The following is a 22,477-nucleotide window of genomic DNA, read 5'->3' on the forward strand; positions in this document are numbered from 1 at the left end:
AAAACAGTGCGCACACTATTGGTTTTGTGTGCAAAACAACGATTAGTGTGCTGTACTGTATACTCTATTCATTTTTAATCTTATTTTCCAGAAACATCTGTGTAAGATACGCAATCTCATCTTCCGAGATTTTGATTTGATACTTTCTTTCTAACGGCATTAAATTTGTACGAACCATATCCATCTCAAGTCGATATTTCTTAGCAAATTCTGGCAGTTGTTTAAAGACACGGCTCTCTTCATTTTTGATAAGAGCGTCAATCATAAATGCTAAATGAATCAAGATTCCTGCATCGACTCCTGGCTCCACGATGATTGAAATATCTGTTTGAACTTGTTGAACTACCTTTTGTAAGGAATAAATCAGTTCATCGATTGCCGGAATGGCTGATAACGAGTCTTTTAAAGAATAGACAATCTTATCAATTGGGATTTCATCGTCAGCCATTCGTTTCAATGTGTTCAACTTCTCATCATTGAAAATATCATATGCTGAAAAGAACGGGATATTTTGATAATCCACATCCACCGTCCCAGCAATTGCTTTAATCTCGTATTCTTCTAAAAGAGCATCAATATGTTTTTTGAAGGACTCTCTTTCTAAAAATTGCATTTGGATCAACTCAACTTTTTGTTGATTGATAACTGGTGCAATCCGTTGGTAAAGCTTCGCGGCTACGCCCTCACCAGTAAAGCAAGTCACGATAACTGCTTTTTTACGTTGATTATCTGCCACATCACCCAACTTGAATTGGTCACGAACAATTGATTCAAAGGATAACTGGATATTTTGATAAATATCTTCTAAACTTCTTCCCACATTCGCCATTCGGATTGCTTCAATCACAATCATCGTACTTGTCATCGTAATTGCTTTTGTCCGAACACCGGTCTCTTCATAAATCAAATTACTAAATGTGTTTAAGGAACCCATATCAGTTAATAACAGTAATCCATTGCTTAGTTGTGCTTGACGAGCTTTCACGTAAGCTAAGACTTCTTCGTACATCGTTTGCACTTCCATAGCAAGCGGCATGTTAAAGGCTGCCCCGATTTTAGTTCCAAGAAGTTCCTGCGCCATCTCCAACATACTGGAAGCCGTTTGGCGCCCATGCATCAACACAAGGACATCGACATTATTTTCTTTGACCCGCTCGCTCTCACCTAAATTGATTGATAAAAACATACTGATGAAGCCTATCTCATCAAACGGAATCTCAACTTCGCATTCGTCTTCAATAATAGTAGACAAATCAATTGCGACTTGAAATTCTTTCTTAAAGTGCTTGCGGATATTATTCAAATCCGGATGAACAATCATGTGTCCATCACGTACGCGATCCAATGTACTTTGTAAATGTAAAGCAAAAGCAAACCGTGCTTTTTCATTATAAATCCGATCCAATCGTTCTTCTGCCACATCATATAATTGGTTCGTCAACTGCCAGATATCATCTGGCAACAAATCCTTAGGAATATTGCTTTGCGTTAGCTCTTCGACATAGGTTTCAAAGTATTCATCGACATCTTTTGAAATCAGCGCTTCTAAATCGATACTTTCCACACCAGTTTCAGCCAAACTAGCTACTTTTTCTTCAATGTCATTATAAACTTGCATATTACGTTCAGGATCTTGTGACCAAACAACATCTGCCAATCCTGGCTCAAAGGTCAAGTATTGGCTTTTACTTTCGATAAAATGATCTAAGCGCTCTGGAAGTTCCTTGATTTTTAATAAGCCTTTTTGAACTTGTAACGAAAGTTCTTCTTTACGAATAATCAACTTTTGTTCATTATGCGTGCGGTAATGCAGAAATGATTTGGCACAAACTAATTTTAAATCACGTTTCACTTGACCGATATTTCCTTCTGCATCATAGAGCATAAATGCTAAAATCGCTTCTCGTTCAATGTCGATGCGTTGATTCAATCGATTAGCCTCTTGTTTAATGAAGAGTGAAATAATTTCATACCGTTCATCCAATGAACGTGAAGCTAAGTTTGGCAATGTAATTGCCATCGGAATACGACGATTAAACGTCGTCAAGAAACTTTCAGAAGACTCCGTCGTAGCACCTATAATTTGCACAGCTGCTTCATGAACTTGCGCACTTTCACCTAATGGTCGATAGATTCCTTTATCAATAAAAGTAAACAACATTTCTTGACCTTCAGGTGGAAGTCGATGGATTTCGTCAAGGAACAAAATTCCGCCATCTGCTTTTGCAATTAACCCTGGGCTGTCTTCTGCAGCTCCCGTGTAGGCGCCTTTTTTGATCCCAAAAATGTGTCCAAACAGCAATTGAGGATTCTGTGCATAATCAGCACAGTTAAATGAAACAAACGGTGCATCAGGTGCCAAAGTTTCAGAGTCCATCGCAAAATGATACATACATTCTGCAAACATAGATTTCCCTGTACCTGTTTCCCCAAAAATAATTGTATGTAAGCCTCTTGGTGGATAGAGAATCGCTGCTTTTGCTTGTTGGATACTCACTTTCAGCGATTCGTTTTCTCCTACTAATGTTTCAAAGGTTACTTGTGTTGATGAATCAACATGGACTTCTTCTTTTGCTTCTTTGGACATAGAATAAACCACCGGACGACCAGCGGTTTTCATGATTTGTCGCTCTTTATATAAATCACTTAAATAACGGCTTGCATTACTTCGATCAATGTGAAGATGTTTGGCTACGTCACTTGCAGTTAAGCCGTGTTGATTGATTGTTAATAAATGGATGATTTCTTTCTGGCGAGCATTCATACAAACCCTCCTTTAGTGAGTTTTCATTGATGCCGTTTTCAACATAATAACACAAAAAGGCGCTTATTTGCGCCTTGATCCTTTATTTTTTTGCTTTTTTGTTTTCTTCTTGTTCTTGTTTTTTTTGTTGATTTTTTCTGTTTCAGGAAGCATTTTTGTGTGTTTTGCTACTGTTGGATTCACCTTTTTTAGTGGACGTTCTGTTTTTTCTTCTTTTTCAGCAGGCTCATGATGTAACATCCCACCATACAAATAGATTTCGGTCATCGTGATGTTTGCTTCACGCGCGATTTTCTTCATATCTCTTAGCTGATTGTCTTGAACCAAAGTAATGACCGTACCAGCATTTCCCATTCGACCTGTACGACCTGAACGGTGAAGATATGTTTCGACATTGAAGGGAACTTCCGCGTTGATAACATAAGGTAGTTTAGCAATATCTAAGCCACGAGCAGCCACATCTGTTGTCAATAAGGCTGTTGTTTTACCTGCCTTGAAATAATCCAATGCTGCTTTTCTAAGTAGTTTATTTTGATCTGAAGCCAAACTTCCCACCGTTACACCACGGAATGTTAGTTTTTCTTCCATCAGACCCAATTCACTTAGCTGGTTAAAGAACACTAATCCTTGAAAACCAGCCACATGCATCAAACGACGCAAATAATCATCTTTTTTACGTGCAGGAACACGTAAAAAGTAATGTTGCAGTCCCTTTCTTGACTCGTCTTCTTTGGAAACATCTACCACTTGAAGCTGTTTCCCACTAATCTCTTCAAACATTTCCAACAAACGATCTGCCGTAGCAGAAAAGAAAGCTAATTGATAATCAACTGGTGCTTGATGCAAGATTTGTTTCACTAATTGAACACTACTTTCATCAAATAACTGATCTGCTTCATCAAATACCATTGTTTGGATTTGGTGTGCTTTCAGTTTCTTCCCCTTCATCAATTCTAAAACGCGCCCGGGTGTTCCTACCAAGATTTCTGGTTTTTTCTTCAGCCCTTCGACTTGTCGTTTCACATTGGCACCGCCAAGTAACGATTGAACTTTTAAATCAACTAAAGCTGCCCATGTGCGAGCAACTTCCGTTACTTGGATTGCCAGTTCCTGCGATGAAGTCAAAATCAGTAAACTGCTACCAGCTTGTGGTTGAACATTGAGTAGTAACGGCCAAAGATAGGCTAACGTTTTGCCAGAACCCGTTGGGGAGATTGCTACTAAGCTTTCTTTCTCACGTAATTTTTGAAAAACAGCTTGCTGAATCAAAGAAGGTTCTTCAAATCCTTGACTCGTCCATTTTTCTTGCCATTTTTCAGGAAATGTTTGTATAAATTCATTCATTAAATTTCTTCCTCATTATCTGCATCAAAAGTGATGCCTCCATTTTTTCTTAAATCGTAAACGACTTGGTTCACATTTCGTGCTAATTCGACCCATTCTTCATACAATAAGCCCCATGCACGATCTTCGCGATGATTGAGTACATTCGCAAAGTCTGCCGCTTCTTCCACCATTGGATTTTCTGCGACTTGGATTGCTAAATCCACGATTTCCTGTTGATTTCGATCATGGAACTCCGCCTTTTCAATCGCATTCACCCCATTTAAAACTAAGGTTCCTGAATCAAAATAAATTTCAGAAGGCATAAAGGAATCGCCAATTTTTCCGGGTTGAATTGCAACATCAAAGGAATCATAGCGTAAAATCCCCCAGCCAAGACCATCGACTCCAGTCGAAATTTTTCTTGAAAAATAGTGAACTTCTTTTGGCATACCAAACCAAGCAACTGCCGCATAAACTAAATAAACACCTAAATCCATCATTGCCCCACCAGAAAAATGAGGAGAGAAAATATTTGGTTCTTCACCATCTAGGACTTGGTCATACCGAGAAGAATACTTCATATAACTAAAGTTCGCACCAATGATTTCGTCTTTTGAAGGTAAGTGATCTGTAACTTTTTTAAAGCCTTTTTCATGAATATTACGAGCGGCTTCAAAGAAGTACACTTTTTGTTCATTCGCTAGATGAATGATTTCATCCATTTCTTTTGGTGTTGAGAATGCAGGTTTTTCAACGATTACATTCTTACCAGCTAAAATAGCTTGTTTTGCCTGTTCAAAATGAAGACTGTTTGGCGAAGCAATATAAACGGTATCCATATGGGCAATTCCAAAGAATGTTACTAAGTCTGTTGCAAACTCAATATCACCCGAGTATTTTTCGCCAAATGCTTGCGCTTTTTCCAATTTTCTTGAATAAACTGCTGTTAGTTCATATTTTTTTGTACTTAAAGCTGCTTCAACAAATTGATGTGTGATCCAATTTGTTCCAATAATACCTAAATGAATCATTTTCTCGTCCTCTTTTCTTTAATTATTTTCATTCACTGGATTTTTAAACGGTGCATCCAGATCAAAAGGAATTCTTTGCTTTAATCGTACACTATCCGCGTTCACCAAACAATTATACGTAAGAACTTGGACGCCTTCTGTTTGAGCTGCTCGAATAGCCAGTGCAAATTCTGGTTGCATCTCTTGATGAATCGTAGAGACTGTTAATTGTTCAAATTGAGCAATAAACAAAACATATGTCAAGTACCCTTCTTTGTGTGCGTCTACTAATTCCAAAATATGTTTTAGCCCTCGCGTCGTTGGCGCATCCGGAAATGCTCCGACAGCTAAATTTTCTAACGTCATTCCTTTGACTTCCACAAAAATTTTTTGATTCGTTGAAGTTTCCAAATAGATATCAAATTTTGAATGATGATACACAACTTCACGTTTCAAAAAAGTAATTTCCCCCATCAGCTCAGGCAACTGGATTTTCCCATTTAAAATTCCTTCAGCAGCTAACTGATTAGGCAATTGGCTATCAATGTTGAACCAAGCGTCTTTTTTCTTAACTGCAATTAAATCATAATCTGTTTTTCTTTTAGGACTTGGCGTGTAAGTCACTGCAACTTGCGCACCTGGAAGAAACACTTCTCTTCCGCGTCCTGTATTCTTGACATGAGCAGTGATGACCTCGCCGTCTGTTTTTTGACAATAGGCAATAAAACGATTGGGTCGTTCAAGAAAAGAGACGACCTCGACTTGCTGATAATCCACTTGTTGTCACCTATCTTTCTATTTAGTATCCTATCATAATTTTACTAAAAACACTTGAAAAACCAGTCGAAAGTCTTAGAGAATTTTTATCCTTTTTTCGGTAGAATGAATGTAAGCATAAAAATGACTACGAACTTTCCCCGTTTAATTTAGTTAAGAAGGAGCGATTCGATGAAAAAAAGAATTTCGTATCTGATTGGCATGTCGTTATTGACCTTGCTCGGTGGGGTCGCTGTTCAAAAAAGGCAACAAAAAAAGCAAGAAAAAGCAAGTGATGTTACAATTTATGTTCGCACCTGGTATTTTCAAGATCAGCTTCAGCAAAAGCATCAACTAACTGTTCTTCCTGAATACACGTTAGTTTTAGATCAGCAACCAATCCAAGCAACCTTAATCGAATTAAATGCTCAAAAATTTGTTGTTCGTGATCAATATGGTTACCATCTCGTATTGACGAACCAATCGCCGATGACATTTTATGATGAAGCTGAAGATATCTCATATGTTTTGAGCAAAAAAGAGCAATAATTTATTTCAATTTTCTTGTCACAAAAATAACCTAGAAAATCACTTCAAACAATTCAATTGATTCTGGTAAATAATCCAGCTGACCAATTTGTGTCAGCTGTTTTTGTTTGTGAAGAGCGAACAAAAATTCCTCATTTTTTCATTTAGAAAAATAGTCATTTTCATTTTTTTTTGTTACACTTACTATTGATGGTTTTTACCATGAAAGGATGATCGAACATGACACCAAATCGAGAGGATTACTTAAAAATCATTTTAGAGTTGGGTGGCGATACAACCAAAGTTAACAATAAACAAATCGTATCCAGCCTGGATGTCTCGCCGGCGTCCGTTAGTGAAATGATTTCAAAACTTGTGAAAGAGCAATTAGTTGAACATTCACCCTACCAAGGCGTACAATTAACGACCGCGGGACTTTATAAAGCTAGTAGCTTGATTCGCAAACATCGTTTATGGGAAGTTTTTTTAGTTGAACATTTAGATTATCGTTGGAATGAAGTACATGATGACGCTGAAGTCTTAGAACATGTTACGTCAGAACAACTTGCAGATCGTTTAGAAAACTATTTGAATCATCCTAAGCATTGCCCTCACGGCGGCATTATCCCACAAAAAGAACAAGTTGTTCATGAAGAGCGCCGCCAAACATTAGAATCTTATCCACTTGGCACACACATTCGGATTGCTCGCGTACTAGATGAAAAAGAACTACTCGACTACCTTGTAACCATTGATCTAAATATTGATGAAGAATATGAAATCATTGATATCGCAGCTTACGAAGGCCCGATTACGATAAAGAACGAAACCAAACAAATTTCCGTCAGCTTCAAGGCGGCTAGTACCATTTTTGTTGATAAACTATAAAGGAGGACATCTGCATGTCAAATGAAAAAAATGTTTTATTTACGATTTTTGGCGGTACAGGCGATTTAGCACAACGCAAGCTGTACCCTTCCTTATTCCGCCTTTATAAAAAGGGGAATTTAAATGAACACTTTGCAGTGATTGGTACCGCGCGCCGTCCTTGGTCAGATGAACACTACCGTGAAGTAGTCAAAGAGACGATTCAATCATTGAACCCAACTGCTGAAGAAGCTGAACGCTTTGCTGACCATTTCTACTATCAGTCACATGATGTAAATGATTCTACGCATTACCAAACCCTTAAAGAATTAGCGGACGAATTGGATGAGAAATACCAAATCAGCGGAAATCGCGTGTACTATTTAGCAATGGCACCACAATTTTTTGGAACGATCGTTACACATTTGAAATCAGAAAAAATCGTTACCGAGACTGGGTTCAATCGTTTGATTATCGAAAAACCATTTGGCGCAGATTATCAATCTGCTTTTGACTTGAACCAACAAATTCGACAGGTTTTTCCTGAACAGGATATTTTTCGAATCGACCACTATCTAGGAAAAGAAATGATTCAAAACATTTCAGCTATTCGCTTTGCTAACAATATCTTTGAATCACAATGGAACAACCGTTACATTGACAATATCCAAATCACATTTGGTGAAAGCCTCGGTGTCGAAGATCGTGGTGGATATTACGATCACAGTGGTGCACTAAAAGATATGGTGCAAAACCACATTCTACAAGTTGTCGCTTTATTAGCGATGGAACCTCCTGTTGCCTTTTCTGAAAAAGAAATTCGTACAGAAAAAATCAAAGCCTTAAAAGCTGTTCGGATTTATAACGAAGATGAAGTCAAAGAAAACTTTGTTCGTGGACAATATGCAGCTGGAGAATTGGATGGACAACGTTTCAAGGCTTATCGTGATGAAGATAAAGTAGATGAACATTCTGAAACAGAAACATTTGTCGCTGGAAAATTCACTATCGATAATTTTCGATGGTCCGGTGTTCCCTTTTATATCCGAACTGGTAAGCGTTTGACGGAAAAAGGAACCCGAATCAACGTGGTCTTCAAACAAGTACCCGTCAATGTTTTTAAAACTTCTGTTGATGAAGCTTGCGAAGAAACAAACCTTCCACCAAATGTTTTGACCATCTACATTCAACCAACAGAAGGTTTTTCTCTTTCACTTAATGGGAAAGAAGTTGGACAAGGGTTTGATACTGAACCAATCAAGTTAGCCTTTCGAAATAGTGCTGAAATGGTTGAAAATAGTCCTGAAGCTTACGAAAAATTACTTTTAGATTCCTTAAATGGTGATGGAACAAACTTTTCACATTGGGAAGAAGTTGCTCAATCTTGGCATATCGTTGACGTAATTCGTAAAACGTGGGATCAAATCCAGCCAGATTTCCCCAATTATAAAGCTGGTTCAATGGGGCCTGATGAAGCATTCGAACTTCTAGAAAAAGATGGTTTTGAATGGATCTGGCAACCCGACCATTGGTACCGTGAACGTGGAAAATTAAATTAACAACTCTTTTGACTCAAAGAAGTACGTTTCTTATCATCAACAGTTGATAAGAAACGTGCTTCTTTTTTGTCTAGTTAGTTTACATAAAAAAGAACTATCCAACTAAATGGATAGTTCTTTCTTTTGTTCTTTTCTTCTCTTGTTCTTTTCTTATTCGAATCCTTCTGCAACAGCTTCTGGATAGTTTTCTTCAACAATTTTGGCACAACGTCCGCATAAGTGTGGTAATTTTTCATCCACACCAACATCTTTACGGATTTGGCGACAACGATCACAAACTTCTCCGTCTGCTTTTTCAACTAAAATTGCTACATCTTCAAAATCAACTGCGTCAGCTGGAGCAACTTCTCCTGCAGAGGCAATTTCAAAATAGTCAGGAGAAATAATCAACAATTGTGGAATATCAGCATCCACTGCTGTCAATAATTCACGAACTTGTTCATTTGGATAAACCGTTACTTTTGCTTCTAAAGATTTACCAATCAATTTTGCATTTCTTGCTTCTTCCAAAGCTTTCAACACTTTGTCACGGAAATCCATAAATGCTTCCCAAGTATCCATCAATTCAGCTTGATTTGAAAATTCTTCATAACCAGGCAATTCACTCAATTGTACATAGTCTTCTTCTTCTTTTAAGAATGACCAGATTTCTTCTGTTGTATGAGGAATGATTGGTGTTAATAATTTTGTTAATGCAACAGCAGTTTGGTAGAAGACAGTCTGCATACAACGACGTTGATAGTCATTTTCTGACTCGATATAAACAACGTCTTTGGCAAAATCTAAATAGAATGCAGATAAATCAACGGTTAAGAAATTCATCACTGTACGATAAATATGCATGAAATTATATTTTTCATAGCCTTCATCACGGATTTCTTTAATCACTTGGTTCAAACGAACGGTCATATACTTATCAACTGAACGTAATTCATTGTAAGAAACCGCATCTTGTTTTGGATCAAAGTCTTCTGTATTAGCAATCAAGAAACGCATTGTATTTCTGATTTTGCGGTATACTTCTGCTACTTGACCTAAGATATCCATTGAAACACGAACGTCTGCTTCATAATCAACACTTGACACCCATAAACGAAGAATATCTGCACCGAATTGTTTGATTACTTTATCAGGAACAATCGTATTCCCTAAAGATTTACTCATCTTGCGTCCTTCACCATCAAGTGTGAAACCTTGAGAAAGAACTGAGCGATAAGGCGCTACACCATTGATTGCTACACTCGTTGTAATACTTGAGTTGAACCAGCCACGATATTGGTCAGAACCTTCCAAATACATATCTGCTGGGAATGATAATTCTGGTCGTTGACGTAAAACAGCTTCATGTGAAGAACCAGAGTCGAACCAAACATCCATGATATCAGTTTCTTTAGTAAATTCGCCATTTGGTGAGCCAGGATGTGTAAAGCCTTCTGGTAAAAGATCTTTCGCCTCTTTTTCAAACCAAATGATTGAGCCATGTTCTGCAAATAGTTTTGCCACGTGCTCGATTGTTTCTGGTGTAATGATTGCCTCACCATTTTCCGCATAGAAAATTGGTAATGGTACACCCCATGCACGTTGGCGAGAGATAACCCAGTCCCCACGATCACGAATCATGTTGTACAAACGAGTTTTGCCCCATGGGATAATCCAATCTACATTTTCAACTTCATCTAAAATGTTTTGGCGGAAGTCATCAATTGATGCAAACCATTGTGGTGTTGCACGATAGATAACTGGTTTTTTTGTACGCCAGTCATGTGGATAGCTATGTGTAAAGAATTCAATTTTCAATAACGCGCCTTTTTCTTCAAGCAACTCTGTAATCATTGGATTTGCTTTATCATAAAAAATGCCTTCAAAGCCTGGTGCTTCATCAGTAAACACACCTTTGGAATCTACTGGTGAAACAACTGGTAATTTATATTTATTCCCAGCAATGTAGTCATCTTCCCCGTGTCCAGGAGCCGTGTGAACTAAACCAGTTCCTGCTTCTAATGTTACATGGTCACCTAAAATAACTACAGATTCACGATCATAAAAAGGATGTTGTGCTGTCATGAGTTCCATCTCTTTACCAGAGATTTCCTTCAGTACAGTAACATTTTCCCAACCAATTTCAGCTTGAACTTTTTCTAATAAATCTTTTGCTACAACAAACTTGCGTCCGTCTGCTTCAACTAGAACATAAACAAAGTTTTCGTTTACAGCGATTCCTTGGTTTGCTGGCAAAGTCCATGGCGTTGTTGTCCAAATAACAAATGACGTATCTTCATCTAAGATTCCTTTGCCATCTTTCACTTTAAAAGCAACAAAGATTGATGGTGATTTTACATCTTTATATTCAATTTCAGCTTCGGCAAGAGAAGATTCACTTGATGGAGACCAGTAAATTGGTTTTAATCCTTTATAGATGTAACCTTTTTCTGCCATTTTTCCAAACACACGAATTTGTGCCGCTTCGTACGATGGATCTAATGTTACATAAGGATGTGCCCAATCTCCAGCAACACCTAAGCGTTTAAAATCTTCACGTTGCTTATCAACTTGAGAAAGCGCATATTCACGACATTTTTCTAAATACTCAGTGATTGGCATTTCTTTACGTTTGATACCTTTGTTTGCTAATACTTGTTCGATTGGCAATCCATGTGTATCCCAACCTGGAACGTAAGGTGCACGGAATCCAGACATTGATTTTGAGCGAATGATAATATCTTTACTAATTTTATTCAAAGAGTGACCTAAATGAATATTACCGTTCGCATAGGGAGGTCCATCATGTAGAATAAAACTTGGTTTGCCTTCATTTAATTCTTGTCTTTTTTGGTAGATGCCTACTTCTTCCCATTCTTTTTGCCATTCACCTTCACGGTTGGGCAAATTTCCACGCATAGGAAATTTTGTTTTTCCTAATTGTAGTGTCTCTTTCATTTTCATAAAAGAACTTCACTCCTTTGATTTTTTCTAAACGCAAAAAAGGCACGTGCATCCCAAAGGGACGAACATGCCGTGGTACCACCCAAATTTAAGTTACAAAAAACGTAACTTCTTCGAGACCAATAACGAGGTCAGCCGTTACTTCTTACTTTTATTTCAGAAATAATTAAGGTAGAGGATCTTTCACTTTGTAGGGTCTTGCCAAACTCACACTATCATTGGCTCGCTAAAAGAATTCAAAGTGCTTTTCTGTTCTACTCGTTTTCGTCAGCAATAACAGAGAGATCAATTTCTCTCGTATCAAATGTTTGAACTGCTGGAGACTCTAACGTTTCTGATTCTGAGTTTACAACAGGATTATTTTCATTGTCAAGCTGTTTTGCCAAAACTTCTTTAATCACTTCGTGGCTATCATTCACATAACTTGAGAATGGTTGTAAAATTTCATCCCACTCAGGACTCTTCACTTGTTCTAGTTGTGATTCTAACATCAAGCTGATACGTTGGTGGAAGACACGTGTCCGTTTTTTCAAGTCTTCCGTTTCTGTTGCAAGTTGTTTTGCTTTTTCAGTCGCATCTGTTAAGATTTGACGTGCTTTTTCTTCCGCATCAGTTGTTAGTTGGTGTGCGCGTTTTTCAGCATTAGCAACTAATTCATCCGCTTTATTTTGAGCAGATGTCACAATAACTTCTGATTCTTTGCTTGCACTTGTTTTTACTTTATCTGCTGTATCTTGTGCAACAATAATTGATTGGTTCAATGCATCTTTTAATTCATTGAAGTACTCTAATTTTTCTTCAGAATGTTTAATTGCTTTTTCTAATTCACGATTTTTAGTTGTTGCTTCCTCATAGTCACGAACAACTAAATCTAAAAAATCATCTACTTCATCTTGATTATACCCACGCATTTTTGTTGGGAATGTTTTATTTTGAATATCTAATGGAGTTAAAGCCATGAATAAACCACCTCTTTGTTTTATTTGCGTAATACACCAAATAATACCCTATATTTTTCTTTTTTCGTTTTTCCCTCAAGTTCTTGAATCTGGATTCGCCCATATCCACGAATCGAAACAATATCTAATAATTCAAGAATAAAATCTGGTCGTGTGTTTTCCGTCCAGTTCACTTTCACTTTACCAGATTCAATCAATTGTTTCGACCTTTGCCTAGAAATATTATAGATTTCTGAAATGACGCTATCAAGGCGCATCGAAGTCACTGTTCCTCTTTCTTGTGTCCAACTATCTTTTGGCAATAACATTTCTGTATAAGCAATTGGTTCTAATCGAGCCGTTACTTTACCAATTTTCGTTATTTGAGCAACAACAAAGTGTTCAATCTCTCTTGCAACAAAGATTTGCCATCGTTCACCATCTGAGATAATATCTCCAAAATAAGCACGCTTAATGCCAGTACCTACCAATGTACCTAATATTTTCCCATGACTTAAGCTAGCAAATTTACTAGGATAGTGCACCTCATACAAGCTCACTTCAAAATCGTCTTCAGTAGGTTCGTAATACTCCGGATAAATCAAGCATCGTTTTCTCTCCGCTTGTTCATATCCACCATAAAACGTAAAACGCAACTCACTGTCTTGGCGAATCAAAGTTTCCAAAATATAAGCTTGTCTTGGATCTAAGAAATCAGTTAAGTACGGTGCATATTGGCTTTGTACTTGCTCAATCCAATCGCCAACCGAATCAATAAATGTCCGTTCTTCCGTTCGAAAATGTTGGTAGATATTTTCATCCATACTACTCACCTCCTAAAACTATAAAAGTGAAACAATAATCATTGTTAATCCTTGGCTAGCTAGATTCAAAATAATAACTGCCACCATGATTGTAAGGTCGATTGGTCCAAAGCGTAAATTTAATCGATCAAACAAGCTAAGGTAAGGTTCACAGATTCTGGATAAAAATTTTCCAAAAGCTGATTGATACCCTCCAGGAAACCAGGACAACAATGCATAAATAACTAATAAAATAGTATATAGATAAACTGCATCATTAAGTAGATTAAGCAAACGATAAATTAAAATGGTCCTTCCTCCTCTTACAGATCAAAAATATTTGCATCTGCGAATGTTTGAGCAGTTGAACTATCAATTTCCATACCAGTTGGTGTACAAAGAAACATTTCATCGCCAACCCTTTTGATGTCTCCATCCAATGCGTAAACTGTTCCAGTTAAGAAATCAACAATGCGACGTGCTTGTTTTTCTTCCACTAAATGGAAGTTCACTAATGTCGCTTCACCAGCAATGATTTTTTTAGCAATCATCATTGCTTCTGAGTAGGCACGTGGTTCCATCACTGTGATTTTATTTGCCAAATTAGTTTTCGGTTCATAAGATTGACGAGCAGTCTTTTCTTCTTGTTTCACTGGTCGTGTTGGAGCTTGACGAAGCTCAATTACTTTCTTCTGCTCAACAGTCGGTTTTTCCTCACGTATCGCATAATGCGAAGTATTGGTAACTGTTTGAGTTGCCTCACGCGTTGGTTTATTAACTGTTGGTTTTACTGTTTTTTGTGTTTGTGACTGAGTCACCGTTTGTTTTTTTGTTTCAGGAAAATCTGGATATTCGTACTCTTCTTCATCGGCTAATCCGAAAAAATTAGCAATTGCTCCTCTATTTAAAAGTGGCATGACTCTTCCTCCCTTATTTGTCCTTGAATAGCGCTGTACCTACACGGATAAATGTTGCTCCTTCTTGTATCGCAATCGGAAAATCTTGACTCATTCCCATACTTAATTCTTCACACGGTGCATGAGCAAATCCTTGCTGATGGACAAGGTTACGTAAGTCTTCAAGTGTTCCAAATACTTTGTGGATTTGTTCAACAGAAGCATCTTTGGGGGCCATAGTCATCAAGCCAATTACCTTGATTTTTGAATAATCACCTAAAGATTCAACAAATGAAAGCAACTCATCTGGAGAAATTCCATGCTTGGATTCCTCACCTGATACATTTACTTCAATAAAGCAAGCCAATTCTTTCTCAGCCCTCTTTTGGATTTCTTCTGCTAATTTCAAACTATCCAGCGCATGAAAATAATCAATTTCATTTACAATCAATTTTACCTTCCTACGCTGTAAATTACCAATCAAATGCCATTTTATTTCAGGAAAATCAACTAAATCTTGCTTCTTCTGTAATAATTTGTCTACACGATTTTCTGCACAATGCAGAACACCCGCCTCAACAAGTTGTTTGGTCGTATCTGAATCAACTGATTTTGTTACAGCAACTAATTGAACTTCTTTCGGATTTCGATGAACAAGAGCACACGAATCCTGAATTTCTTGCTCAATTTCTTGCAAGTTGTCAGCAATCATGTGCTCTTTCCTCTCCTTTATCGCTTGCGACGGAAAAACGGTGGCGTATTTAATTCGTCATCGTCATTCGCTTTTGTTTCTTCGCGGCTGAATGTATCAAAATCTTTTTTTTCAACATTATCAAAGTTTGATTCTTCAACTTTAGGACGGACATTTTGTTCACGTCTGATATCCCAGTCACCAAAGCTGTTTTCATCTTCAGTTGAAGTTGGTTTTGCTTGGTCCATATCTAAGATTGGTTTTTGAGCTTGTGATTGCATTTGTTGTCTAGCTGGACGGCTAGACTTACGCTCCTTTTTTGACTCATCAATACCTGTTGCAATAACCGTTACGCGGATTTCATCGCCCAATTCTTCGTTAATTGATGTACCTAAGATAATGTTTACATCACCTGTAGCAGCATTGGCAACAATATCAGACGCATCTTGTGCTTCAAATAATGTCATGTCTAGCCCACCAGTAATGTTCAACAATACTTGTTCTGCTCCATCGATTGATGTTTCAAGAAGTGGAGAAGAAATAGCTTTCTTCGTTGCTTCAATGACACGTTCTTCACCGCTGGCAACACCAATTCCCATTAATGCAGTTCCTTGATTTTCCATCACAGTTTTAACGTCAGCAAAGTCAAGATTCACATAACCTGGTGCAGTGATTAGATCAGAAATTCCTTGAACACCTTGTCGTAAAACATTATCTGCTTCACGGAATGCTTCAAGCATTGGTGTCTTCTTATCAACAACTTCAAGTAAACGATTGTTTGAAATAATCAATAATGTATCGACATTTTCTTTCAATCGAGCAATACCTTCAGCAGCGAAACGTCCACGTTTAGGACCTTCAAAAGTAAATGGTCGTGTAACAACTCCCACTGTCAAAGCGCCTAATTCTTTTGCAATTCCTGCAACGATTGGTGCAGCACCGGTACCAGTACCTCCACCCATTCCAGCAGTGATAAAAATCATATCTGCGCCATCTAAAGCTTCACGCAATGATTGTTCACTTTCTTCAGCAGCTTTTTGGCCAACTTCTGGTTGAGAACCAGCACCAAGACCACGTGTATATTTAGGGCCTAATTGAATAACAGTTTCAGCCTTTGAATTTTTTAATGCTTGAACGTCTGTGTTGGCTGTGATGAATTCAACACCTTTAACGTTTTCTTCAATCATACGGTTTACAGCATTTCCACCGCCGCCACCGACACCGATGACTTTGATAACTGCGCCGTCATTGATATTATTATCAATTGAGAATTCCATGTTTTATTCCTCCCAGGATGAATTAATCAAAAATATTTGTAAAGAAACCTTTGATTTTACTTGTTACGTTTTCACCAGATTTTTTTTCTTCTGGTTCTTCATAAGTTACCTCTTCAGCTGATTCGTAAGAGTCATAAGAAGGTGCTTCATGTTCAGTAACTGATACATGCTGAATGGCTGTTTCGCCAGTAACTGCTGATTTAGCAAGTTGATATACTTCACTTAAGTTTGCTGAATAATCAACAATACTAATGACGTTTGTAAAGACTGGATTTCTTAGTCCCATATGGTTAGGAACATACAGTTTTACATTAACACCAAAAATTTCTTGTGCTAGTTCAACTACGCCTGGCAAGCTAGCCGCACCACCTGTTAATATGACACCACCAGGTAATTCCAACGCTTCGATTTGATCCAAAGCATCTTTTGCTTTATTAAAGATTTGTTCCATACGAGCTGAAATTACTTCTGATAGATAACGTTCATCAACCTTGACAGGTTCTGATTGTCCAATTACATCCACAGGAAATTCTTCGTTTTCTGATGTTCTTTCTGGATACGCATCACCATAATTAATTTTTAATGCCTCTGCGTTGTTGAATGAAGTATTCAAAACGATTGAGATATCTTTAGTGACAAATTCGCCACCTTCTTGATCTGTGTTTGTAAATTTCAATTGTTTGTCATGCATAACAGCCGTTGTAGTTTGGCCACCACCCATGTCAATAACAATCGTTCCAAAATCTTTTTCTCCGTCAGAAAGAATCGTTTCCGTTAAAGCTAACGGTGTAATTACTAATTCATTGACAATTAAGCCAGCTTTTTCGACGCACTTTCTGATATTGTGAACAATCGTTTTTGGTCCAGTAAATAATAGACCAAACATTTCTAAGCGCACACCGATCATTCCTCGAGGATCTCTAATCCCTTCAAAACCATCTACAGTAAAGTCTTGTGGCAAAATTGACACGATCTGACGTTCAGGAGGAATTGAACGAACAAGGGCAGCTGAAGCCACATTTCTGACATCTTCATCGGTGATTTCTTTTGAATCCCCATTTACTGCAATCATTCCTTGGCAATTTTCGACTTCAAGCATATTTGCAGGTAATCCCACACTGACACCCTTAATTTGAATGCCGGCTTTTTCTTCTGCTTGTCGTACTGCACGTTGAATTGCTTGAACTGTTTTATCAATATCAACGATAATGCCGCGGTTAATCCCTTCTGATTTTGCGTTTCCTACTCCAATAATATTCATTTGGCTGTCGATATATTCAGCCACGACAACTTTGACAGATGTCGTTCCAATATCAAGGCCTACATACATTCCTGTTTTTGCCATGAATGGGATTCCCTCCTACTTACTATTCCATATACAAGCGAACAACTAACGTTCGTTTTTAAATATACTATATTATAGATATTCACTGCTTTCAATTCTACCATAAATTAATAGTTTTTAGAAAGTAGATTATCACTTTTTAAGGTTGTTTTATTGATTTTCGATTGAACTACTTGAAGATGGCGTTGACTCATCAGCTTGTTGGTCTGCTTCAGTTGACTCACCAGACTCTATTTCTGTTGATGTGACAGCATTTTGATTTGTTTCTTCGTCAGCGGAAGTTTCGGTTTGCTCTTCTGTACTATTTGAGTAAGGATAAGAAAAAATTCCAACTTCCATGTCAATCACACCATTTTCTTGCATCTCTTTAGCAACTTGTGGGTAATATTTCATTTGACTAGCCAAATTCGTGATATTCACTAATACCTGATTACCATCGTTCATGTTCATCTGAAGTAAATTTTCATTACTTTCTGTGGGTGCATATTTAATTTCTGAAATGGCTTTTTGTAGCTCAGCAGAAAGTTGATTGTATTGTTTTACCAAGGCCTTAATTTTTGCATCACTTTTGAAGTCTTCAAGAATCGGTAAATTTTTCGTAGGGTTATCTACTTTTTGATCTAAAACAATGCCATTTTCAAGTACAGGATAATACTTGTTTTCAGTAGCAATTAACGCAATATCTTTATATTCCGTGATTGCTAGCTCAAATTGATTGATTGAATGAAAACTAATTTCTGCTGTCTTCACTCGAGGTTGTTCAGTTTTCAATTCTTTTACATGTTGATCTCTGTCCCAATATTGTGTCCACAAATTGTCACCAATTCTTAACTTTGATTCAGCGATCACTGTCTGATTAGAAATGAGCTCATTTCCAGTTACAGTAACTGCTTCTAGCTTACTATATGGTGAAATATAATAAATCAAAAATAACAACGGAATCCCTAAGATTGTTATAATTAATGACAGTCTACGCATCAAGACTTTGTTACGCTGATTTTTCAAATTAGGCAATCGATTTAAGAAAGAACCATTATATGGACCTGTCTGTTTTGTTGACTCTTCTGGTTCAGTCAGAAACGCTGGAAGTTCATCCTTTTCGTCTTCGTTGGACGAATCTTTTGACTGTTCTTCTTGGTTTGTAACAGATTCGTCTGAATCTTCGTGAAGTTTCTCGTCCTTTTTATGATGTTCAGCTAAATACTTTTGGTTGGCCTTTTGCCACGGAGTTAATTCATCTTGGTTATCAGATGAATTGGGTAAATCATTGGGTTCTTTCTTTTTACTCACTAAGACCACCACCTTTTACTTTTTAATAACACTTTGAACCAATTCATATAAACGTTTAGATGCGTCTGGCATCCCTTGTTTTTTTGAAGCCTGTGACATTTGCTGTTGCACTTTTTCGTCTGTCATGATTTCATTGATTGCTCTTCCTAAAGTTTCACCTGTTAACTCGCCATCTGCGATCATTCTTGCAGCACCCGCATTCACTAAGCTTTGCGCATTTTTAGTTTGATGATCATTAGTAACATAAGGACTTGGGATCAAAATCGCTGGTAATCCTAATGCTGTAAATTCTGCAATGGACGTTGCACCAGCTCTTCCTACAAGCAAATCACTACTTGCCATTACTTCAGCCATCTGTCGAATATATGGTTGAATACTGACATTGCTTAACTTGATAGCACCAACTTGACTTTTAATTTGTTCATAGTAGCGATCTCCTGAAGCGTATAATACTTGATAACTATCATCATTAAAGCTTTCTAGGAAATTAATTACTGCTTCATTCAACTTCAACGCACCTTGGCTTCCACCAAAAATCAGAACTGTTTTTTTATCTGTTGCTAATCCGAAATTAGCTAAAATAGTCGATTTCGGTGTGTCGGCGACTTCCTGTGCACGAGGATTACCAATCAGACTTGATTTTTCTTCTGGAAAAAATTGTGCTGCATCTTGGAAAGAAAGCGCAATGTGGTCAACATAACGACTAAGAAACTTATTGGTAATTCCTGGAACACTATTTTGTTCATGAATGATTGTTGGAATATTCAACTTTGCCGCAGCGTATACAACAGCACCTGATACATATCCACCTGTTCCAATCACCACATCTGGCTGAAAATCTTTCAAGATTTTTTTTGCTTGGCGAATACTTTTCAAAAATAGTTGGACTGTTTTGACATTATCAAATGACAATTTCCGTTTAAATCCTTGAATTTCTAAAGTATGAAAAGGAATACCATTCTCTGGAACAATCTTATTTTCTAATCCTCGTTTTGCCCCGACATACATAAACTCAGCATCTTGATCTTGAGATTTCACATAATTAACAAAGGCTAATGCTGGATAGATATGACCACCTGTTCCGCCGCCTGTAACCAAAATTTTCATTTTTATCGCTCGTTTCTTTTCTATTTTAATTTATTGACAGCTTCCATGAAGCGCGTACCACGAATCTCGAAGTTAGGATATTGATCCCAGCTTGCATTAGCTGGAGATAACAAAATAACATCTTCTTCATCACTCAACGCTAATGCTAGTGGTACAGCTGTTTCAACATTTTCTGTTATTTCAATTACTTGAATACCGGCCTTTTGACCAGCTTCAACTAGTTTATGTTTCGTTTCGCCGAACGCAATCAACGCTTTCACATTTTGAAGAGACGGAACTAGTTCATCAAAACTATTACCTCTGTCTAATCCACCAACTAATAAAATCGTTTTTTCTGGGGCAAAACCACTTAGTGCCATTTCCGTTGCTAAGATATTGGTTGCTTTAGAATCGTTATAAAATTTTCTTCCCTGAATTTCTCCTACATATTGAGTGCGATGAGGAACGCCATGGAATAAATGCAGTGTTTGTTTAATTGCTTCCGTCGAGATATCGTATAATTTAGCAACCGTAATTGCCGCCAAAGCATTTTCAATATTGTGCGCACCAGGAACGCCTAAATCTGAAGCATCCATGATTTTTTCTTGATTATAATAAATGATTCCCTCTACGCAATACGCACCTTTTTCCAATACTTCTGTTGTCGAGAAAGGTAAGATCTGTGCTTGTGTCGTTTGAGATAACATTCGTAGTTCTTCTTGGTTCCAATTCAAAATCAAATAATCTTCAGTTGTCATATTTTTTTGAATTTCCCATTTTGCTTTTACATACTCTTCACGTGTTCCATGATAGTCAATATGTGCTTCATAGATATTTGTGATAACTGCTACATTTGGATGAAAGTCTGTAATACCCATTAGTTGAAAACTTGACGATTCCATAACAATTTTATCGTCTGCTTGTGCTTCCTGAGCTACGCTACTTGCTGGATAACCAATATTTCCGGCTAAACGAGCCATTCCCTTACTTTCTCCTGCATTTAACAGTAATCCCGTCATTGTTGTCGTTGTCGTTTTTCCATTCGTTCCAGTGATACCAATAATTGGACATTCCGCTACCTCGTAAGCTAACTCTACTTCCGTAATTACCGGAATACCCATTTCTTGTGCCTTCGCCACCAATGGATGGTTATAAGGAATACCAGGATTCTTTACCATTACAGAAAAATCTTCATCCAAAAGTTCAATTGGATGACTACCTGTAACTACTTTGATTCCTAAAGCTAATAAATCTTGTGCCTCAGGGTTCTCATCAAATGGTTTTCCGTCGTTAACGGTGACAAGTGCGCCCAATTCATGTAACAATTTGGCCGCACTAAATCCGCTTTTTGCAAGTCCTAAGACTAGGACTTTTTTATTTTCATATGTTGTTATTTTTTTCATTTCCTGTCATCTCCTACCAAACAAGCCATAATGTAATAAGTGAAGTTCCTAAGCTAACTAACCAAAAAACAATATCGATTTTCCATTCAGACCAGCCACTCATTTCAAAGTGATGATGAATTGGTGACATTTTGAAAATTCGTTTCCCAGTTAACTTAAATGAAGCTACTTGTAACATTACACTTGCCGTTTCCATAACATAAATCAAACCAACTAATAACAACGTCCATTCTTGATTTAGCATCATTGAGATTGCTGCTAACAAACCACCTAAAGCCAAAGAACCCACATCACCCATAAAAATTTTCGCAGGTTTGTGATTGTAAGAAAAGAAACCAATTAATCCACCAACGACACTTAAACAAATAATCAAAACATCTAGTTGGTTTTGATGCCAAGCAATAAGGGCATAAGTTGCAAAAGAAATCGTTCCTAGTCCTGCAACTAAGCCATCGATTCCATCCGTCAAATTCACTGCATTTGAGAACCCAACCAACCAGAAAATTGCGAATAGCCCATAGAGAATTCCTAAGCTAATTTCTAATCCAAAAAAGTTAAGTATACCTGGGTAACCTTCTGAACGATAAACGAGATAAAAAGCTACTCCTCCAACAATTTGACCAATCAATTTTTGAATGGAATTTAATCCCATATTTCTTTTTTTAAAAACTTTAATGAAATCATCTAAAAAACCAATGGCACCATATAACGCTAAAACAAATAACAAAATAAAGAGTATGGGTGTTAGCTGGTTTTGCCATGCTCCCACCCAGATGCCAGTTAAGATTGCTGCAATTAGGAACACTAAGCCACCCATCGTCGGAGTCCCGGCTTTGATGTTATGCCATTTAGGTCCTTCTTCACGAATCGCCTGTCCTTGTTTTTTCATTTGAAAGTAGCCAATAAACAATGGCATTACTGCAACTGTCATCGCAAAGCTACTCACAATGGGAATTAATGCTTGTGTCCATTCCATGCTTTTTTTCTCTCCTATT

Annotated in this window: 18 protein-coding genes and 2 pseudogenes; 3 read left to right on the forward strand and 17 right to left on the reverse strand. The window is 37.4% G+C overall.

All coding sequences use genetic code 11. The annotated features are described in order from the left end of the window. Window positions 1-64: 64 nt before the first annotated feature. The 4 genes from IGJ76_RS08950 to sfsA form a co-directional block, all read right to left on the reverse strand. Window positions 65-2,764: a sigma 54-interacting transcriptional regulator gene (locus IGJ76_RS08950; RefSeq protein WP_067480598.1), complete on the reverse strand. Its 2,700-nt coding sequence runs from the start codon at window positions 2,762-2,764 to the stop codon at window positions 65-67. A 63-nt stretch (window positions 2,765-2,827) separates the two neighbouring features. Beyond that, entirely contained in the window at window positions 2,828-4,108 is a 1,281-nt protein-coding gene (locus tag IGJ76_RS08955; protein WP_430596566.1) for a DEAD/DEAH box helicase, read from the reverse strand. Next, window positions 4,108-5,121: a Gfo/Idh/MocA family protein gene (locus tag IGJ76_RS08960; protein ID WP_067480593.1), complete on the reverse strand. Its 1,014-nt coding sequence runs from the start codon at window positions 5,119-5,121 to the stop codon at window positions 4,108-4,110. The genes IGJ76_RS08955 and IGJ76_RS08960 overlap by 1 nt, the downstream gene beginning before the upstream one ends. Before the next feature lie 18 nt (window positions 5,122-5,139). Next, window positions 5,140-5,877: a DNA/RNA nuclease SfsA gene (sfsA, locus tag IGJ76_RS08965; protein ID WP_067480590.1), complete on the reverse strand. Its 738-nt coding sequence runs from the start codon at window positions 5,875-5,877 to the stop codon at window positions 5,140-5,142. A gap of 171 nt (window positions 5,878-6,048) precedes the next feature. On the opposite strand from sfsA, the gene IGJ76_RS08970 reads away from it, so the two are divergent. The 3 genes from IGJ76_RS08970 (at window position 6,049) to zwf (ending at window position 8,810) form a co-directional block, all read left to right on the forward strand. Then, entirely contained in the window at window positions 6,049-6,405 is a 357-nt protein-coding gene (locus tag IGJ76_RS08970) for a DUF4828 domain-containing protein (protein ID WP_067480587.1), read from the forward strand. A gap of 219 nt (window positions 6,406-6,624) precedes the next feature. Continuing rightward, window positions 6,625-7,272, forward strand: coding sequence for a metal-dependent transcriptional regulator (locus IGJ76_RS08975; RefSeq protein WP_067480584.1), 648 nt, complete (start codon window positions 6,625-6,627; stop codon window positions 7,270-7,272). Window positions 7,273-7,286: 14 nt separating this feature from the next. Beyond that, a complete protein-coding gene (gene zwf, locus IGJ76_RS08980) occupies window positions 7,287-8,810 on the forward strand; it encodes a glucose-6-phosphate dehydrogenase (protein WP_067480580.1) in 1,524 nt (507 codons plus the stop codon). Window positions 8,811-8,960: 150 nt separating this feature from the next. Here the strand turns inward: zwf and ileS are convergent, their stop codons facing one another. The 13 genes and pseudogenes from ileS to mraY form a co-directional block, all read right to left on the reverse strand. Beyond that, window positions 8,961-11,753, reverse strand: a complete 2,793-nt coding sequence (ileS, locus tag IGJ76_RS08985; RefSeq protein ID WP_067480578.1) for an isoleucine--tRNA ligase — start codon at window positions 11,751-11,753, stop codon at window positions 8,961-8,963. A 254-nt stretch (window positions 11,754-12,007) separates the two neighbouring features. Further along, window positions 12,008-12,712 (reverse strand): DivIVA domain-containing protein, encoded by a 705-nt coding sequence (locus IGJ76_RS08990; RefSeq protein ID WP_067480576.1) that lies wholly within the window; start codon window positions 12,710-12,712, stop codon window positions 12,008-12,010. A 20-nt stretch (window positions 12,713-12,732) separates the two neighbouring features. After that, entirely contained in the window at window positions 12,733-13,515 is a 783-nt protein-coding gene (locus IGJ76_RS08995; RefSeq protein ID WP_067480574.1) for an RNA-binding protein, read from the reverse strand. A gap of 18 nt (window positions 13,516-13,533) precedes the next feature. Further along, entirely contained in the window at window positions 13,534-13,797 is a 264-nt protein-coding gene (locus IGJ76_RS09000; RefSeq protein ID WP_075491582.1) for a YggT family protein, read from the reverse strand. A 20-nt stretch (window positions 13,798-13,817) separates the two neighbouring features. After that, window positions 13,818-14,192, reverse strand: a pseudogene (locus tag IGJ76_RS09005) (cell division protein SepF); the annotation flags it as partial. Window positions 14,193-14,314: 122 nt separating this feature from the next. Next, window positions 14,315-14,411: pseudogene (locus tag IGJ76_RS09010) on the reverse strand (cell division protein SepF); the annotation flags it as partial. A 13-nt stretch (window positions 14,412-14,424) separates the two neighbouring features. Then, on the reverse strand, window positions 14,425-15,102 hold the full coding sequence (locus IGJ76_RS09015; RefSeq protein ID WP_067480565.1) for a YggS family pyridoxal phosphate-dependent enzyme: 678 nt from the start codon (window positions 15,100-15,102) through the stop codon (window positions 14,425-14,427). Window positions 15,103-15,119: 17 nt separating this feature from the next. Next, a complete protein-coding gene (gene ftsZ, locus IGJ76_RS09020; protein ID WP_067480562.1) occupies window positions 15,120-16,358 on the reverse strand; it encodes a cell division protein FtsZ in 1,239 nt (412 codons plus the stop codon). 22 nt (window positions 16,359-16,380) lie between these two features. Then, complete coding sequence (gene ftsA / locus IGJ76_RS09025; protein WP_067480559.1) at window positions 16,381-17,703, reverse strand: cell division protein FtsA; 1,323 nt, start codon at window positions 17,701-17,703, stop codon at window positions 16,381-16,383. 150 nt (window positions 17,704-17,853) lie between these two features. Continuing rightward, the gene (locus IGJ76_RS09030) at window positions 17,854-18,993 is read right to left on the reverse strand and encodes a cell division protein FtsQ/DivIB (protein WP_071868213.1); all 1,140 of its coding nucleotides are present in this window, start codon (window positions 18,991-18,993) and stop codon (window positions 17,854-17,856) included. Window positions 18,994-19,008: 15 nt separating this feature from the next. Beyond that, entirely contained in the window at window positions 19,009-20,100 is a 1,092-nt protein-coding gene (murG, locus tag IGJ76_RS09035; protein ID WP_270608081.1) for an undecaprenyldiphospho-muramoylpentapeptide beta-N-acetylglucosaminyltransferase, read from the reverse strand. A 20-nt stretch (window positions 20,101-20,120) separates the two neighbouring features. Beyond that, window positions 20,121-21,482: a UDP-N-acetylmuramoyl-L-alanine--D-glutamate ligase gene (gene murD, locus IGJ76_RS09040; protein ID WP_430596567.1), complete on the reverse strand. Its 1,362-nt coding sequence runs from the start codon at window positions 21,480-21,482 to the stop codon at window positions 20,121-20,123. Window positions 21,483-21,495: 13 nt separating this feature from the next. After that, window positions 21,496-22,458, reverse strand: coding sequence for a phospho-N-acetylmuramoyl-pentapeptide-transferase (gene mraY, locus IGJ76_RS09045; protein ID WP_071868210.1), 963 nt, complete (start codon window positions 22,456-22,458; stop codon window positions 21,496-21,498). Between the last annotated feature and the right edge of the window lie 19 nt (window positions 22,459-22,477).

Source organism: Enterococcus sp. DIV0175 (genome assembly GCF_050529075.1).
Classification (GTDB): domain Bacteria; phylum Bacillota; class Bacilli; order Lactobacillales; family Enterococcaceae; genus Enterococcus_B; species Enterococcus_B thailandicus.

Excerpts from the sequence above, each read along its gene's own strand:
- IGJ76_RS08950 (WP_067480598.1), bottom strand. The coding sequence starts at position 2,764 with ATGAATGCTCGCCAGAAAGAAATCATCCATTTATTAACAATCAATCAA.
- IGJ76_RS08955 (WP_430596566.1), bottom strand. The coding sequence starts at position 4,108 with ATGAATGAATTTATACAAACATTTCCTGAAAAATGGCAAGAAAAATGG.
- IGJ76_RS08960 (WP_067480593.1), bottom strand. The coding sequence starts at position 5,121 with ATGATTCATTTAGGTATTATTGGAACAAATTGGATCACACATCAATTT.
- IGJ76_RS08970 (WP_067480587.1), top strand. The coding sequence starts at position 6,049 with ATGAAAAAAAGAATTTCGTATCTGATTGGCATGTCGTTATTGACCTTG.
- IGJ76_RS08975 (WP_067480584.1), top strand. The coding sequence starts at position 6,625 with ATGACACCAAATCGAGAGGATTACTTAAAAATCATTTTAGAGTTGGGT.
- zwf (WP_067480580.1), top strand. The coding sequence starts at position 7,287 with ATGTCAAATGAAAAAAATGTTTTATTTACGATTTTTGGCGGTACAGGC.
- ileS (WP_067480578.1), bottom strand. The coding sequence starts at position 11,753 with ATGAAAATGAAAGAGACACTACAATTAGGAAAAACAAAATTTCCTATG.
- IGJ76_RS08990 (WP_067480576.1), bottom strand. The coding sequence starts at position 12,712 with ATGGCTTTAACTCCATTAGATATTCAAAATAAAACATTCCCAACAAAA.
- IGJ76_RS08995 (WP_067480574.1), bottom strand. The coding sequence starts at position 13,515 with ATGGATGAAAATATCTACCAACATTTTCGAACGGAAGAACGGACATTT.
- IGJ76_RS09015 (WP_067480565.1), bottom strand. The coding sequence starts at position 15,102 with ATGATTGCTGACAACTTGCAAGAAATTGAGCAAGAAATTCAGGATTCG.
- ftsZ (WP_067480562.1), bottom strand. The coding sequence starts at position 16,358 with ATGGAATTCTCAATTGATAATAATATCAATGACGGCGCAGTTATCAAA.
- ftsA (WP_067480559.1), bottom strand. The coding sequence starts at position 17,703 with ATGGCAAAAACAGGAATGTATGTAGGCCTTGATATTGGAACGACATCT.
- murG (WP_270608081.1), bottom strand. The coding sequence starts at position 20,100 with ATGAAAATTTTGGTTACAGGCGGCGGAACAGGTGGTCATATCTATCCA.
- murD (WP_430596567.1), bottom strand. The coding sequence starts at position 21,482 with ATGAAAAAAATAACAACATATGAAAATAAAAAAGTCCTAGTCTTAGGA.
- mraY (WP_071868210.1), bottom strand. The coding sequence starts at position 22,458 with ATGGAATGGACACAAGCATTAATTCCCATTGTGAGTAGCTTTGCGATG.